Below are 16,339 nucleotides of genomic sequence, written 5' to 3'. Positions count from 1 at the left end.
TCTTATCCCTTGCGCAGCAATGTGGTGGCAGACACGACCAAAAGGATAAGCACCCCTTGCACGCCTGCAACCAAAGTGCTCGACAGATTGAGCAGTTGAAAACCGTTGATCAAAATGCCCACAAACACCGCAGATAACAGCGTGCCGGGAATGGTCGGCAGCAGCCGCCTTGAGAAAACAGACCCCAGCAATGTTGTCACCACCACGGGCAGCAGCATGTCGCCAGCGCCGGTGGAACTGCCGCTGAGATAGGAAACATTGAGAATTCCGGCAACGCCACCCGTCAGTCCCGCAAAAACGAAGGCACCTGCTGTCAGCCGCTTGACCTTCAATCCGGCAGCTCTTGCCGCATCTGGAAATTCGCCAACCGCATAAAGCCGAAGGCCGAGGGGCGTGTATTGCACGAGCGCCGTTGTCACCACCGCCAGTCCCAGCAGCACATAGGCCAACACCGGCAAGCCCAGTGGGCCAGTGGACGACAGGATTGAGAGAAAGTCGGTGGAGGCTGGCACCACCGTATTTTGCGTCAACACCAGTTCAAGCCCTGCAACAACATTCATCACCGCAAGGGTTGCCAGAAGCGGAACAACGCCGACCACCACAATGGCCAGCGCATTGACAAGGCCGATGGCCAGCCCGGTCGACAATGCCCCGAAGATAGCGGCACCGTCACCCCACCCCCCTTGAATAAGGCTGGCATAGACAGCAGCGCTCAGGCCCATATTGGCCGCAAGCGACAGATCTATCCCACCGGTGACAACATTGGAGCCGCCCGTGATGATGACAACCGTCAACCCAAAAGCCAGCACACCCAAAATAGCCGACTGACCGAGAACGTTGCCGAGATTGCCAAAGCTGAAAAAGAAGGGAGCCGTCAGCGCAAAAAATGCGAAAACACTGGCAATGCCCAGCAGCGACCCGGTGCGCAACAGCAAGGGGCCGAAAGATCGGGCTTTATGGTTGACACGGTTCGTCTGCGGACGGGCCGCATCGAAACCAACGGATGGAGACGTAATGTCAGCCGACATGCTGATACCTTTCATGGGAACCTGTGGCGACGGCAAAAACAGCGTCTGCCGTTGTCTCGCCTGATGTCAGTTCTGCGGCAATCTGGCCTCGGAAAAACACCGCTATACGGTCAGTAATCCCCACCAGTTCCGCAAGGTCGGACGACAGAATGATGACGCCCGCCCCGCGCTCTACCAAGGCACCGATCAACTGATAGATCTCCACCTTGGCAGCAATATCCACCCCCACAGTCGGTTCATCCAGCAGATAGATTTCCGATTGGCGGCTGAGCCATTTTGCAAGCGCCACCTTTTGCTGATTGCCGCCAGACAGGGTGCGCACGGGCGCATTGCCCCCGGCTGTCTTGATCTGTAATTGTGCAATCAGCCGATCCACCGCCGATTGTTCGCGGCGGCGGTTGAGAAAACCTGCCTTTGAGAAACGCTCAAGACTGGCCAATGTGATGTTTTCGGCAACCGTCAACTCCAGCGCCACTCCATCGCGCCTGCGATCTTCCGGCACCAGCGCCAGATTGCGGGATACCGCTTGATGCGGTGTCGAGAAGGACACCGCCTGCGCATGGCTGCGAATTTCGCCCGTGTCTGCCCTTTCCAGGCCAAAAAGCGTGCGCAGCACTTCTTTGGCACCTGAGCCAAGCAAGCCGGTAAGGCCCAACACCTCGCCTTTGTGCAGGCTTAAGGACACATCCCGGTATTTTCCGGCAGCCGTCAGATTGCGAACATCCAACAGGCACTCACCCTTGACCACATTGGGCTTTGGAAACATCTCGGCAATGTCACGCTCAACCATCAGCGTTGCGATCTTCTTCGCCGATAAGCCCTCCATCGACCGGCTGACCACAACCTGACCATTGCGCAGCACGGTAATGTCGTCGCAGAGGTCTTCAATTTCGCCAAGATAGTGGGAAATGTAGATGATGGTTACGCCATCATCGCGCAGGCGGCGGATCAGCGAAAACAGAATATCGGCTTCGCGCCGCACCAGGGCAGCGGTGGGTTCATCAAACACCAACACCTTTGGCTTGGAGAGCAGCGCGCGGGTCATTTGCACAATCTGCTTTTGCGCCGTTGTCAGTTGCGAAATCAGCGTGCTGGTGGGCAAACGCAGGCCGAAATAATCCTGCAATATGGAGTCCGCCTGCCGTTGCATGGTGCGACGATCAAGAAATGGCGTGCCCGCAATCCGGGGTTCACGGCCCAGAAACAGGGCCTCACCCACCGTGAAAGACGGGACCAGCAAACGGTCCTGATGAATAAAATGCAGGCCGAGCTTTTCAACGTGATGCGGCGTCAGGTCTGTTGCGGCAACCCCATCAATTTCTATTGTGCCGCTATCTTGATGTTGCAAGCCCGCAAGAATCTTGATCAGCGTCGATTTGCCAGCACCATTCTGGCCGACAAGGCCGTGGACAGAGCCAGCACGCACGGCAAATGACACATCGGCAAGCGCCTTCGCGCCGCCAAACTGTTTTGTAATGGCATGAAAGCGGATGGCCGCTTTATCAGCGTCAAAGCTGTTCGTCATGGATCATCACCTCGGAAAGCGCACAGTTACGGAATAAAAAAGGGGGCCGAGGCCTCATGCATCGGCCGCTTTTTAAGGTTGTTGATCAGCCAATCCCGAGCTTTTTGCTGACTTCGCTGACGTTGTGTTTGTTGGCCAGCAGCGCTGGCACATAGCTTTCCCTTGGCAACGTCTTGCCAGACAGCAAAAGCGCGACATTACGAATGGCCTGACGGCCAAGTTCTGCGGGTTGTTGCGCCACATCAGCGGCAGCAGGTGACGCAGGATCAGCCACCAGCTGCAACACTTCGGGGCTGCCATCAACGCCATAGGTCTTGATTTCAGTGCGGCCTGCTGCCGTCAGGGCCTGCGTGGCCCCCAATTGCGGAATATCCCACGCCGACCAGATGGCCTTGATAGAGCCCTTCTGCGGATATTTATTGAGGATGGCGGTGACTTGGGAAAAGGCATCCTGCACCGTGTTGGGGATCACATCCCGCAGTTCCGGCTGGATAATCTTCACCTTAGGGAAATATTTCACCACATTGACAAGCTGGTCGTAGCGTATGGCGCAGGGCGTGACACCATAGAAGCCGTTGAAGACCACAATATTGCCCTCGCCACCGATATCCGACACCAGTTGCAGGGCCAGATCCTTGCCAATGCCCCAATTGTCCGAGGTGGAATTGTTCAGCGAATTGTTGGAGCCGACATCGATGGTAAGCACCGGAATACCGGCATCACGAGCCTTTTTCAGCCACGGATCAATGACTGTCAGCGTGCCCAGCAATTGCACAATGGCATCCGGCTTTTGCGCAATCAGGGTTTGCAGTTGCGCCACCAGCTTGCCATCATTGCGGCCTGCATCCACGGCAATCGGCTCACCACCCAGCCGTTTCACCTCGGCGATCTGGGCGTTATAGGCGTGCAGATCAAAAAAGTGATCTGTGCCCGCCGTGCTGATACCGATGCGCTTGCCCTTCAGGCTCAAGCCATCGTCTGCGGCGTGGGCAGCAACGGTGCCAAGCAGGCTTGCCCCTGCGGCTGTTGCCCCTGCCAAAGCTGAAAACTTGATAAGCTCACGCCGACCAATGCCGGTGTTGATGATGTGATCTGCCATGGTCCCAAGTCCTTTTCGATAGATTGATATTTCAGGAGGCTGCACCCGATATGTAAAATCCGGAGAGTCAGAGCGCTCCGTGGCGTGGCGGCAGTTGGTCATTCAGATAGAAATTGCCGATGTGGTGATATTTCCAGCGCACCGGATCGTGCAGCGAATGGGTGCGAGCATTGCGCCAGTAGCGATCCAGCCCATAAGCTTCCAACGTTGAGCGCGCACCGCCCAGCTCGATCAGCTTGGTGGCGGCCAGTTGCGCCACTTCGGTGCCCAATGCCTTCGCTTCGGCCACAGCAATCGAGGCCTCAGCCACAGTTTGCGCATTGGGATTGGCAGTGGCAATGTCGAGAAGACGTCCCGCCCGCGCCAGCAACGCATCGGCACCGTGAACACGGATGGAGACATCACCCACCGCATGGATGGTGTGCGGGTCTTCATAGCCGTGCTCAATGGTCAGCTCGAAAAATGGCCTTGCGTGGGCGCGGACATAAGAGATGGTTTCTTTCAGCGCACCCCTTGCTATGCCAACCTGCACGGCCGAGTGGATGATCTGGGCAAAAGGCCCCATCGGTGTTGGCTGATCAAACACCACATCATGATCTACCACCTGAAACGGGGTGATTTCGACATCATCAAAGGTCACGGTGCCGCTGCCGGTGGACCGCTGGCCAAAGGAGGTCCAGTCATCCACCAGATCAAGGCCGGGGGTGGCGCGGTCCAGAAACACCAGATGCACACGCCCGTTTGGGCCTTTGGCAACGGCGACGATGATATGGGCAAACAGCGATCCGGTGGCGTAGAATTTTTGCCCGTTCAGCAACAGCTTACCATCGCGATCAGCAAAATGGGTCTTGTAATCCACCGGGGTTTTGGTGCCGATTTCGGTAAAGGCATTGCCCAGCCGATCCCCCTCCAGAACCCTCTGGAAGTAATGGGCCTTTTGCTCATCAGAACCTGAAAGCCGCAAAGCTTCCACCATGTAGAAATGGTTTTGCGGAATCTGCCCAATGGAAGAGTCGGCTGCCGAGATGGTCGCCGTCACCTCGGCCAGTGTTGCTGCTGAGACGCCAGTCCCGCCATAAGCTTTGGGCACAGTGATGGCCCAAAGTCCACTTTGGGAATAACGCTCAATCTCGGCGACTGGCAAATGCCGTTGCCGATCCCGCTCCGCCGCACCCAAGGCAAAGTCACGCGCCAATTCCTTGGCGATCGCGATGGCTTCCGCATCGTCCTTAATTACATGCGCCGTGCTACGACGTGGCGGGATATGCGGAGCAGGACGCCCAACCGTGAGGGCGGCCTGACGGTGTAATGTGCGATCTGTGCTGCTCATGGCTCAATTCCACGCATGGCGCGGCGGATGCTCGCCGTTCAGGTAGTAATTGCCGACGTGGTAGAATTTCCAGCGCACCGGATCATGCAATGTATGCACCCGTGCATTGCGCCAATGGCGATCCAGCCCGTGTTCTGCCAAGGTCGAGCGGGTTCCTGCCAGCTCAAACAGCTTGTTGGTAGCCAGAATGGCAATCTCGGTGGTCAGCACCTTGGATTCCGCCGTTTTGATGGTTGCTTCGGATACGGTCTCCAGCGTGCTATTGGCCCGCGCGGCATCAATGGTACGGCCGGCAATCTCCAGCAGGGCTTCTGCGGCGTGCAGCTTGATTTTCAGATCACCAATGGCGGCAATGGTGAACAGGTCTTCGCTGGCCTTTTGCTTGCCACTATCAATCCACGGACGGCTCAGGGTTTTGACAAAACTGATGGTGTCATCAATCGCGCCACGGGCAATGCCCGCATCAATGGCCGATTGAATGATTTGCGATACCGGACCTCCCACGGTGGGATGATCAAACGAGGTGACTTTCAAAGCCCGCACCTTCGGCACCCGCAGATTTTCGATCTTGACCGCACCGGACGCCGTGGTGCGCTGACCAAAGCTGGACCAATTGTTGGTGACGGTCAGGCCGGGTGCCTCGCGATCGGCAAACACCAGATAGCCTTGGCCGCTTTCATCGACCCCAACAATGGGTACCACATGCGAAAGAAGCGCTCCGGTGGCGTAGAATTTCTCGCCATTGATGATGATGTCGTCACCGTCATGGATGACCCTGGTTTCAAAATCGGCCACCGTTTTGCTTTTCAATTCGGAAAAGGCATTGCCGTAGCGCAGGCCTTGCAATGCCCAACCAAAAAACAGTTGCTTCTGCTCTTCCGTGCCATCCAGATCAACGGTTGCGATAATCGCCAAATGGTTCTGCGTCACCTGTGCAATGGCGGGGTCGGCACTGGCAATGGTGGAAATCACTTTGGCAACGGTGGCATAGGAAACCTCAGGCCCGCCATAGGCCTTTGGCACGTTGATGCTCCACAACCCGCTTTGGGAATATTCATCCAGTTCGGTGATGGGTAGAAGCCCTTCCCGGTCACGCAGGGCAGCATTGACCTTGAAACGCTCTGCCAGTCGCTCGGCAATCTCGATGGCTTCAGCGTCGGATTGAATGACATGCGCAGGCGTGGCCGGGCGCGGGCGCGGTGCAACCGGATCATTGGAATTGACGCGCGGGTGAACGGTGTAGTCGATCCTGGTGTCGGTAACGGTACCCATAATCGTGCCTCGTTGCTTGAAATTGAGAAGGGGGTTCTTTAACGCATGTCGTTATCGCAAAACCGCATCACACTTTTGCGCGACATGCTTTAGCTGGCATTGGCCAGCGGAGCCTTTTGGGCGCGCTTGAATGCTTCGATATCGCGGTATTGCTCGGCGGGATGGTTTCGCGGCAAGTAAGGCCCTTGGCCGAACAGCTTTTCGCGCAACGTGCCCGGCTTGTAAGCCGTGGGATAGGCTCCGCGCTTTTGCAGCTCTGGCACGATATAGGTGACAATATCCTCAAAGCTGCCGGGCGTGACGGCATAGGCGATGTTGAACCCATCCACGTCGGTATCTGCCACCCACTCTTGTAAAATATCTGCGATCTGATCGGGTGCGCCGACAAAAAACGGCCCCATGCCGCCGATACCACCGAATTTTGCCAGCTCTTCAATGGTCCAGTTTTTATCGCCACCGGCGATATGCTCCACGAAGGAGTGAATGGCGTTTGTTTCTACCTTCTCAATCACATCTGTTGGGGCATATTGGCCAAAATCGATGCCGCTCCAGCCCGACATGAACACCAGCGAACCATCGTAAGACACATATTGCGTGTAATCTTCGAATTTGGCCTTGGCCTTTGCCTCGGTCTCATCGGTGATGATGGTGATAAGCGTGTAAATTTTTACGGAGTCGGGATTGCGCCCTGCTGCTGCCGCCTTTTGGCGGATTTCAGTGACATAGGCTTTCAGCACCGCTTTGGTGGGCGCTGCCACAAAAACGCATTCGGCATGTTCAGCGGCAAATTTCTTACCCGGGCCAGATGCCCCGGCCTGATAGAGCACCGGGGTGCGCTGAGGCGAAGGCTCGGTCAAGCCATAGCCGGGCACATCGAAATATTTGCCCTTATGGCCGATTTCGTGAACCTTGGATGGATTGGTAAAAACCCGTCCTTTCGCATCGCGGATTACCGCGCCCTCTTCCCAACTGCCTTCCAGCAGCTTGTAAATCACCTCGATATATTCATTGGCAATTTCATAGCGGTTGTCGTGGCGCTTCAGGCCAGCCTGACCAACATTTTTGGCACCACTTTCCAGATAGGAGGTGACAATGTTCCACCCTACCCGGCCCTTCGTATGGTGGTCCGCCGTCGCGAGGCGTCTGGCAAAAGTGTAAGGATGCTCAAACGACGTTGATGCCGTGATACCAATGCCCAGATGCTCGGTGGCCAAGGCAATGGGAGCCGCCAGTTGCAACGGATCATTGACCGGAATTTGCGCGGCCTGCTGAATGGCGTGGAAGTTGGAGCCTTTGTAGACGTCGTAATAGCCAACAACGTCAGCAATGAAGATGCCATCAAAAATGCCGCGCTCCAAAGTGCGCGCCAGGTTCTGCCAATAATCCAGATCTTTGTAGGTGTAGGACTTATCTTCTGGATGCGCCCATAAACCCGGTGATTGATGCCCCACGCAATTCATGTCGAAAGCGTTGAAATGGATTGTTTTGGTCATGCACACCGCTCCTCGTTCGATAATTCTCAGCCAAAATCAGCATCGCAGGTCACATCAATTTATAAAGTTAATCTATATTTTTTATAGACTTTATTGAGGTGATATTTTCCATAATCTGTAAATATTGCGAAAAATTCCACCACCTGCCTATGCTTGGAAAAACTCACATCCGAACGAAATATATTACAAAATAATCAATAAATTCAGATAAATATGACGTTGAACTTACCTGCGAACCGAAAAACCTATCAATACAATTTTTATCTACAACGATAAAATGGACAGTCACACCTTATGACACAGTCATTGCAAAGAGTTCGAAAATGCCTCTCGCCGCGTCATGCGCCCATAATAGAGCCCCTTTGAGCTGGCCCATGCCGTCAATCTGTTGGCCTCACGCAGGCAGGCTCTGGTTGATCCGGGTATTGGCAAGACTGGTGCCAATACCCATAGATCGTTTGGTGCATTAAAGATTGTGATAACGCCCACTTTGATAGAGCAGAGACTTGCCTTGACCCAGCCGGATGGCAACAACTTTGCCAATGACAATCACATGGCTGTGACGCTCGATGGCTTCTTCGATCACGCAGTCGATGGCAGCAACGGCATCTTTGAGCACAAGTGCACCACTGGCCAGCTTGATCCAATCTGCCCCTTTGTACCGGTCCGGCCCTTTGAGGCCACCCAATCCGGCAAATTGATTGGCCAGCGCTTCATGCGCGCCGCCAACAATATTGATGGCGAATGATCCGGATTTTTCCAGCACTGGCCAGGTGGACGACGACCGGTTGAGTGACACCAGCATGCGCGGCGGCTCAACAGACAATGCTGTTGCACTCGTGACCGTTGCACCTGTGCGGCTATCTCCATCTCCTGTGGTGATGATACTAACCCCACCCCCGAGAGTTCTCAGGGCCAATTTGAGGGTATCCGCATCAGCGGTGTGATGCTCCAAAACCGAAGAGCTGCTTTCCAGATCAAAATTCTGCGCTTTAAACTGTTGTGTCATCGAAAACCCACCGTATCTTTGTGCCACATTTTGAGATTTACGACCCGGATGCGATCTTGACGTTGCCGCCATGGCCGCCGCCGCCAAACACCTGCTTTGCGCCAAATGAGGAGCGGATCTGATTGCGTGGCCCTGCAATGCCAAGCTCCGGGAACAGCAGCTCTGACACGCGATAAGCCTCTTCCAGATGCGGATAGCCGGAGGCGATCACAGTATCTATGCCAATATCCTGATATTCCTTGAGGCGCGCCGCGATGGTTTTGGGCGACCCCACCAGTGCCGTACCGGCCCCTGAGCGCACCAGACCAATTCCTGCCCACAAATTGGGAGAAACCTCCAATTTGTCACGCCGACCATTGTGAAGAGCTACCATGCGGGCTTGGCCAACGGAATCAGAATTCTTGGCAAACACTTCCTGTGCTGCGGCAATAGTTTCGTCGGACAGCCTGGAAATCAGCTTATCTGCCGCCTGCCATGCCTCGTCATCGGTTTCACGAACGATGAAATGCAGACGAATGCCGAAGGTGACCTCGCGGCCATGTTTGGCAGCCGCCTTGCGCACATTGGCGATTTTTTCGGCCACCAGATGCGGTGGCTCGCCCCATGTCAGGTATTTGTCGATAATTCCGCCAGAAAAATCAATGGCCGCATCGGATGAGCCGCCGAAGTAAATGGGCGGGCGTGGCGTTTGCACCGGCGGCAAGCCAAGGCGCGCATGATGGGCCTGAATATACTTGCCGTCCAGATGAGCGTGGCCTGTTTCGATCAGGCTGTTGAACACCTGAAAAAACTCATCAGCGTGATCATAGCGCTCATCATGGGGAAGAAAGATGCCATCGCCCGCCAACTCCTGCGCACTGCCGCCCACAACAATGTTCAGCAAAAGCCTGCCGTTTGATACGCGATCCAGCGTTGATGCAAGACGGGCATAATAGGCCGGGGATGCGGTGCCCGGACGAATGGCCACCAGAAACTTGAGCTGTTGCGTGTGAGCGGCAAGATCAGCGGCCAGAATGAAGGATTCTTCGCAGGCAACCCCTGTCGGAATCAGCACACCGGAATAGCCAAGCCGGTCCACGGCCTGGGCAATCTCGCGAAAATACCCCGGATCGGCTGGCCGGCTCAAATCGTCGGAGCCGAGATAGGTGCCATCACCAGAGGTTGGGATAAACCAGAGAAAGTCGAGAGGCTGATCTGTCTTGGCCATCGTGCAAATCCTGTTTGTAAATTTGACCATCATCATGCGATCAAATCCGTGCTTCTTTTCTGTTCATGAGAGACGTCTGATCGACATCTCCCATCATGAGGCATTGTTGACACCGCGAGGGGTCATAGACGTTTTCGCTTGTCTATTTGTGTATAATTTCCATAGATTTTATAGAAATAATATTCCAAAAATCGGTCCTCTCAGGAAGTTTATACGCACATCCATCGACGTTTAAAAAAGGCACACCCAACAGACGATGCGCGGCATAATCTTAACTTGCCTGCCTGTTGCCATGCGGCGTAGCCGCCAGACCGATGGAGTCCTCGACCTGATCGGCCACGAAAATGGCGTGCTCGGTCACCTGAGGCAATCCCATCAGCTCACCAAATGTGCCGCGCGCAAGAGGCCCGGCAATGAACAGTCCAGGCACCGCAATGCCGCGCGGATCGCGGGCAACCGCGTTCAGGTCACAGGCAATTCCAAGCCCCGTTTCGCAAGCGCTCAACACCCCGGAATTGTGTAAGCCCTCCAAAAACGGTTGCGACGTGAGAATCCCGCCATGGGCCGGACCGGTCGTGACAATGATGGCATCCACATGGATGGGCAACGGCGCGCGGTTTTGCTTATCCCGCAAGCGCACATCAAAGCCCTGCCCCGCCAAAGTGGCCGCTTGGACAGAACCGGCACGAACTGAAAGCTGTCCTGTCTGGATTGCCGCATCCAACACTTGCTCCACTTGTGGGGCAATACGAAACCTGTGAACATCCCAGAAAGGGCGAACGAACCGCGCCAGCCGCCTGCGCTCTGCAACAGGCAGCGCTTGCCATATCTGCTGTCCTTGCGCGCGCACAGCATCAATGACGGCGTGCCAGCTTAAGCCCGCATTTTGCGCTTGTCGCAGTGTCAGGCGAACGCGATGCAGCAGGTCTGAAGCACGGACACAGGGCTTTGAGAGAAAATCTCCGAACGGTTCCTGATCGGACACAGCATGCCCACGCGATCGAAGCCCGCGTCTGGAAATTGCCAGAATGGAACCACGATGCCCCTTTGCATTCAGGGTGGCAATGACATCGGCAGAGGTCAATCCATTGCCCACCAGCAATACACGGTCGTTTGCCTCTATGGAAGCAAGGGCATTGTCACGCGTTGCATCTGCAATGAATTTCGGATGATCCGCGATCGCGGCAAAGGCCGCTGGAACCGTGGGCGCGGGATGGCTGACAGCAATAACAACAACATTCGCCGACACTGCACTGCCATCGCTGCCATGCAGCAGCCAGCCATTTGTGGCCTTCTCTATGGCTGAAACGCTGGCTCTACGATGCTCGATAACACCGGCCTGAAGATGAGGTGTGATCTCGGCTGCGACATAATCACCAAATGCAGAACGGCGCGGATAAGGAAGACCACTTTCAGCAAACGCTTCGGGATCTTGCTCGAAAACGCCCGCATCCGTTGCGAAACGAAGAAAGCTTTCCGGATCCTCGGGATAGACCGTCATTTTTCCCGCTGGCACATTAATGCGATGTGTTGGCTCAGAGGTGCTGTAGGCCAACCCCGCCCCCAGCCGTTCCCTCGGCTCAAACACAATAATCCGCACAGCCCCGCCGCCGCCATGACGTTTTGCCAAATGGATAGCCAGAACCGCGCCGGTAAAGCCCCCACCCACAATGACGATAACGGGGACGACAACAGGCCTGGAAGAGATCATAGCGCCACAATTACCCCTGTGATGAAGAGCATGGACAAAACGAGAGCGGCGATACCAAGAATGCCATCAACGCTTACAGCAAACCGGCTTGCTGATAATCGGCCACGAGCATTCTGTGTGGGTGGATAGGCCATGGGGCTCGCTCCTCTCGTTAGAGAATTGGGAAAATGCACAGCGTCCGGAAGGACACTTCAGGCGCATCTTCCACCTCTCGCTCTCGCATGCACCCGGTTTTGGCAGGCACGCTCTGCGCGTTGGCACTGTTCTTTCTTTCTGAAAAGACAGGATCGTCGACAAGGCTGCGACGCCAGGAAAAACCAAACAAGTCAAAAGAAAATCCGTGAAAGCTCAGGGGCATAGCATGATCTCCTCAGGTGACATAAGCAACTTGGGTGATAGGAGCAACGTGCCGACGGCACGCCCACTCTGCCGCGGGATCAAGCACAACGAGACGCGACATGCCTCAGTGTCGCCGCAATGACGCTAATCGTCAATATAGTCTACAGAATTAGTATTCTATTATTCCTCGCCCGGTAGGAACACCTGTGCTGCGTAAGCGGGTGGCGGCAAAAAAACGGCGCGACACCATTATAGAAGCGCATGTTTCAGGATGCCAAAGCCCATGAAAATTTTGCAAGAGATTAAAAGTGTTACTTTGAGCCTTTGTCATATATGGCGCACGGCGCTGTGAGCTGCCTACCGGAGTGTGAAAAAATATATCCCGATGATTGCCGCAGCCGGGTATTTTTGCCCTTTTCGGGCGGCAAAATGCATGGCAGCATTGGCGATCGGATCTGGAGGTGGCTTATGCACAACGTATTCCGATTGTCGGATCAAAGGCTGCCTGACCAAAGGCAGCAATCCGCAGCGCAGCTTTCCACAGAGGTCGAAGCGCTGAATGCGGCCCGCGACATCGTGGGCAGGATCAGGGCAACTCTGAATGACGCCGACGGGGATAAGAGACAACTGTTCAAGGTGCTCTCTTCTGTATCGAGATCGGGGTTGCTAGGTATTTCTGTGCCATCGGACCATTGCGGCGCGGATATCGCCAATGCCATTTTGGCTGAGGTGATCGCGCTGGTGGCTGAAAGCGCAGTTGAACTGGGTGAGTGTTTGAAAAGCCACTTTCAGGTTATTGAGGCCCTTCGCCTGTTCGCATCACAGGGACAACACAGCGTTTACTTCTCCCATGCTTTGGCGGGCGAACAATTCGCACTCGCATCTTACGGGGAGCCTGAGCATCATGAACCATCTACATGGCCCCACCTGACGGCAGATCGCACAGGCTTTCGTTTACCACCATCGACGGTGTCAATCGCAGGAGGCTTTTGGGATTGGATTGCCGTGCCTGCGATTGATCCCAAAGGACAACATGTGCTTACCCTTCTGGCGCGCGACACGGAAGGTCTGGCATTCAGACCCGTTGTCGACTCGTTGCCGCAGGATCAGCAACCAGACGTGTGGATGGATATCGCAGACATTCATATCCCTGCCGACAACCTGATTCCGTTGACGATCGGTTCACTTGAGCTATCCATATGGGCGTCGCTCTCCCATCTTCTCAACAGCAGCATCGATTTGGGAATTGCCAAATCCGCATTTGCTGATGTTTGTGAGCATCATCGCAAGGCCAAGGGTGAAGACATGTCCGCCCGTGTCATTGTTGGCCAGCTGGCCGCACGAATAGAGGGTGCCTCTGCTATGTTGGAACGGGCGGGCCAAAAACTCGACATAGCTCAGGTCAGTGCATCAGCCGACTCTGCGCTTCAAGCATCCTTATCAGCCAATACCGCTGCGATATTGGCAAAAGACGCAGCGATTGCCGCAAAAACCACTCTTGCCGGCATCTCGAAAAGCCGCGGTGGTGATCTCACATCACGCCACACCACCCAAACACAAGCCGAAACCTATCCTTTAAATGACGAGATACACCAACTGAACAGCGTTGAACTCGGCGGATTTCATATCGATGAAAAACCACCGTCAGCATGGCCCTTCGGGTCGCGTTGATGGTGTGAACATACCGAGATTGGCTGTCGTTATAGCACTGTGCACCATATAGCGCGTACAAAGGAGGCTGCAACGCTTTCAATCTCCAGCATAATTTTCCCATTAAACCGATTCCGATTTAAGGTGAAAATCATGCAGTGAGACAATAAAGCGCAACATGCTTTAAGCAGAGTGCGTCAGCACATCCAATGTTTTCGCCGTCGAAGAGGTCTTGCTTACCAGAGCCTCCAGGGTCATTCCATCAAGAATGCTGGCGATGGCATCACGCACTTCTGTCATGGCAAATCGAATTTGACAGTCTTGCGGGTGATCGCAATCGTCACAAGCTTCAAACGCTGTCTTGCTGGCACAGCGGATCGGTGCCAAAGGCCCATCCAGAATACGAACAGCCTGCCCAACAAAAATCTCTGACGCAGGCTTTGAGAGCGCATACCCCCCACCCGGCCCTTTCTTGGAACGTAGAATGCCTCCATTCCTCAATTCCAGCAAAATAGTATCAAGAAATTTCTTGGAAATATTATTTTTGGATGCAATATCGGCAACGAACGCAGTCTCATTCGGAGACAGTTGCGCCAGATAAACCAACGCCTTGAGCCCGTATTTCCCCTTTTTTGTCAACATATCCCGCTGCTTGCCATCTATATCTGATCAAGCTCGTATATAGGCGCTATTACCGATTGAGGGCAAGCCTTGGGAAAGAGCAAGCCTGCATCAAATCTTTCAGTTGAGATTTTGTCATCCTCAGCAGCAATCGTAAAACTGCAAGACGAAAAACAAGGCGATGGCGACCCCTGCAGGATTCGAACCTGCGACAACCTGCTTAGAAGGCAGGTGCTCTATCCAGCTGAGCTAAGGGGCCGGATTGGTCTGTTAATCAAGCCGTTCAGCATTTTACTGAACGATCAATGCGTCCAAGGCTGGGTGCGGCTGAAACGGAAATTGTCGGAGTAGGAAACCGCCTGGCGGTGCGCCTCTTTGGGATGAATAATACGATATTCAATTCCGTTGCGCTTTGCGTAAGCTTCAGCAAGTTCAAGTGTTTCAAATGTCAGCTTGACCTGTTGGAGCATATCACCAGAGCTGGTGTAGCCCATCATCGGATCAATGGAACGCGGCTCGGTCGCATCAAACTCAAGAACCCACAAATGCGTCTTGGCTTTTCCAGATTGCATTGCAGTTTTGGCTGGCCGATAGATCTTTGCAGACATGTTTTCCATTCCCCATAAAAATGAAGAAAGCCGCATAAAGCGGCCACCTCATCACCATCACCCCTCAACGAAAAATCGCTGAAAGAATGGTCGGAGTGGAGAGATTCGAACTCCCGACCCTCTGGTCCCAAACCAGATGCGCTACCAGACTGCGCTACACTCCGTGACCGGCGACTGGAAGTGTGTCTACACGGTTCATTCCCGGTGCGCAACAGGAAAAATCGCTTTTCTTCGGACGCACACTTAAACACCAAAAAATACAAAATCAACAATGACTTAACAGATTATTTTCTCTTCATAATTTTCATAGAAAATATCAGAGAAAAACACCGAGGCGTCGACAAAAGATTGTGGGCTGGCGCAGACAAAGCTTCAAGCTGGCTATTTTGCGGGATGGAGTCCCTGCACTACCCGACTCCCTTTTTGAATGCCAAGTGTCTCGGCTCGCCCACCGTTCAGTTCGATCACATAGCGGACCACCCCCTCAGACGGGATTAAATCTTCAGAATAAGGCGTCGTCTTTTCAGCAACACGGATCACAACACCTTTTTCATCGACAAACAGCATATCCAAAGACAGAGGGGTGTTTTTCATCCACATAATTGCCAGCTGCGGCCGGGAAAAATCAAAAATCATCCCCTCGTTTGGCCCAAGCACTGTGCGCCCCATCAAGCCCTGCTCGCGCTCTTCGGCTGTGGTGGCGTATTCGACCTGCAAGACGTGCCTTTGGCCCGTCACGGTCTCAACGATCGCCTCACCTTTTCGGAAGGCATCCACAGCCAGGCTGGGCAAGGCTGAAAGAATGATAAAAAAAAGCGCCATTGAGGCGCTTCTGACAAAAACTGTCATTGTGATAATCTCTAGTGAGCCCGCACGAGCGATACTGGGTTATCCGGGTGGATTTCGGCAGCCATAAGCCCCTTATCTCCATCACCAAAACGCACAAGCACAGTCTGTCCAGGACGAAGTTCTGTCAAGCCGAAACGGCGCAGTGTTTCCATATGAATGAAGATATCTTCAGTGCCCTCGCCGCGCGACAAAAAGCCAAAGCCTTTGGTGCGGTTAAACCACTTCACAATAACCCGCTCAAGGCCGCTTGATGGCGTGACCTGAGAATGGGTGCGCATGGGCGGCATTTGCGATGGATGAACTGCGGTGGACTGATCCATGGAAAGAACACGAAAGGCCTGATAGCCGCGGTCACGCTTTTGAATAAGCGCGACAATGCGCGTACCTTCCAGAATGGTTTGGAAGCCATCACGGCGCAGGCAGGTGACATGCAACAGAACATCCTGCATGCCATTGTCTGGCACAATAAAACCAAAGCCTTTGGCGACATCAAACCATTTTACAACGCCTGTGATTTCAACAAGATCCAGGGCCTCGTCCGAGAGCCCGCTGAATTCCACGAAGCTTTTCGCTGAAATTCTCTCCGCCATCTCAATTC

At 54.2% G+C, this 16,339-nt stretch carries 15 protein-coding genes and 2 tRNA genes; 1 reads left to right on the top strand and 16 read right to left on the bottom strand.

Annotated elements, in window-relative coordinates; all coding sequences use genetic code 11:
* Positions 1-2: 2 nt before the first annotated feature.
* From E6C51_RS02945 to E6C51_RS02900, 10 genes are all read right to left on the bottom strand, one after another.
* Positions 3-1,028, bottom strand: a complete 1,026-nt coding sequence (locus E6C51_RS02945; protein WP_190234960.1) for an ABC transporter permease — start codon at positions 1,026-1,028, stop codon at positions 3-5.
* Positions 1,018-2,553 (bottom strand): sugar ABC transporter ATP-binding protein, encoded by a 1,536-nt coding sequence (locus E6C51_RS02940; protein WP_190234959.1) that lies wholly within the window; start codon positions 2,551-2,553, stop codon positions 1,018-1,020. The genes E6C51_RS02945 and E6C51_RS02940 overlap by 11 nt, the downstream gene beginning before the upstream one ends.
* A gap of 85 nt (positions 2,554-2,638) precedes the next feature.
* Positions 2,639-3,652 (bottom strand): sugar ABC transporter substrate-binding protein, encoded by a 1,014-nt coding sequence (locus tag E6C51_RS02935; RefSeq protein WP_190234958.1) that lies wholly within the window; start codon positions 3,650-3,652, stop codon positions 2,639-2,641.
* Between the two features lie 67 nt (positions 3,653-3,719).
* On the bottom strand, positions 3,720-4,982 hold the full coding sequence (locus E6C51_RS02930) for an SfnB family sulfur acquisition oxidoreductase (protein WP_190234957.1): 1,263 nt from the start codon (positions 4,980-4,982) through the stop codon (positions 3,720-3,722).
* A gap of 3 nt (positions 4,983-4,985) precedes the next feature.
* Positions 4,986-6,254 carry an SfnB family sulfur acquisition oxidoreductase gene (locus tag E6C51_RS02925; RefSeq protein ID WP_190234956.1) on the bottom strand — a complete coding sequence of 423 codons (1,269 nt, stop codon included), beginning with the start codon at positions 6,252-6,254 and terminating at the stop codon, positions 4,986-4,988.
* An 89-nt stretch (positions 6,255-6,343) separates the two neighbouring features.
* Positions 6,344-7,747 carry an LLM class flavin-dependent oxidoreductase gene (locus tag E6C51_RS02920; protein WP_190234955.1) on the bottom strand — a complete coding sequence of 468 codons (1,404 nt, stop codon included), beginning with the start codon at positions 7,745-7,747 and terminating at the stop codon, positions 6,344-6,346.
* 466 nt (positions 7,748-8,213) lie between these two features.
* Positions 8,214-8,756: a flavin reductase family protein gene (locus E6C51_RS02915; protein WP_190234954.1), complete on the bottom strand. Its 543-nt coding sequence runs from the start codon at positions 8,754-8,756 to the stop codon at positions 8,214-8,216.
* Positions 8,757-8,793: 37 nt separating this feature from the next.
* Positions 8,794-9,963, bottom strand: coding sequence for an FMNH2-dependent alkanesulfonate monooxygenase (gene ssuD / locus E6C51_RS02910; protein ID WP_146930476.1), 1,170 nt, complete (start codon positions 9,961-9,963; stop codon positions 8,794-8,796).
* 271 nt (positions 9,964-10,234) lie between these two features.
* On the bottom strand, positions 10,235-11,674 hold the full coding sequence (locus E6C51_RS02905) for an FAD/NAD(P)-binding protein (RefSeq protein ID WP_190234953.1): 1,440 nt from the start codon (positions 11,672-11,674) through the stop codon (positions 10,235-10,237).
* A 151-nt stretch (positions 11,675-11,825) separates the two neighbouring features.
* The gene (locus tag E6C51_RS02900) at positions 11,826-12,032 is read right to left on the bottom strand and encodes a hypothetical protein (RefSeq protein ID WP_190234952.1); all 207 of its coding nucleotides are present in this window, start codon (positions 12,030-12,032) and stop codon (positions 11,826-11,828) included.
* 449 nt (positions 12,033-12,481) lie between these two features.
* Between E6C51_RS02900 and E6C51_RS02895 the strand changes: the two genes are divergently transcribed.
* Positions 12,482-13,684, top strand: coding sequence for an acyl-CoA dehydrogenase family protein (locus tag E6C51_RS02895; protein ID WP_190234951.1), 1,203 nt, complete (start codon positions 12,482-12,484; stop codon positions 13,682-13,684).
* A 162-nt stretch (positions 13,685-13,846) separates the two neighbouring features.
* Here the strand turns inward: E6C51_RS02895 and E6C51_RS02890 are convergent, their stop codons facing one another.
* From E6C51_RS02890 to E6C51_RS02865, 6 genes are all read right to left on the bottom strand, one after another.
* Positions 13,847-14,305 (bottom strand): RrF2 family transcriptional regulator, encoded by a 459-nt coding sequence (locus E6C51_RS02890; RefSeq protein ID WP_146930488.1) that lies wholly within the window; start codon positions 14,303-14,305, stop codon positions 13,847-13,849.
* Positions 14,306-14,466: 161 nt separating this feature from the next.
* A tRNA-Arg gene (locus tag E6C51_RS02885) sits at positions 14,467-14,543 on the bottom strand.
* 43 nt (positions 14,544-14,586) lie between these two features.
* Positions 14,587-14,892, bottom strand: coding sequence for an ETC complex I subunit (locus E6C51_RS02880; protein ID WP_075640229.1), 306 nt, complete (start codon positions 14,890-14,892; stop codon positions 14,587-14,589).
* An 87-nt stretch (positions 14,893-14,979) separates the two neighbouring features.
* A tRNA-Pro gene (locus tag E6C51_RS02875) sits at positions 14,980-15,056 on the bottom strand.
* A 217-nt stretch (positions 15,057-15,273) separates the two neighbouring features.
* Positions 15,274-15,741 carry a DUF192 domain-containing protein gene (locus tag E6C51_RS02870; protein WP_190234950.1) on the bottom strand — a complete coding sequence of 156 codons (468 nt, stop codon included), beginning with the start codon at positions 15,739-15,741 and terminating at the stop codon, positions 15,274-15,276.
* A gap of 11 nt (positions 15,742-15,752) precedes the next feature.
* On the bottom strand, positions 15,753-16,331 hold the full coding sequence (locus E6C51_RS02865) for a cold-shock protein (protein WP_146930726.1): 579 nt from the start codon (positions 16,329-16,331) through the stop codon (positions 15,753-15,755).
* Between the last annotated feature and the right edge of the window lie 8 nt (positions 16,332-16,339).

The organism is Gillisella terrae, assembly GCF_004801395.1.
Lineage (GTDB): Bacteria > Pseudomonadota > Alphaproteobacteria > Rhizobiales > Rhizobiaceae > Allorhizobium > Allorhizobium terrae.
The sequence above is the reverse complement of the archived record's forward strand: the minus strand, read 5'-3'. Positions and strand labels throughout refer to the sequence as shown.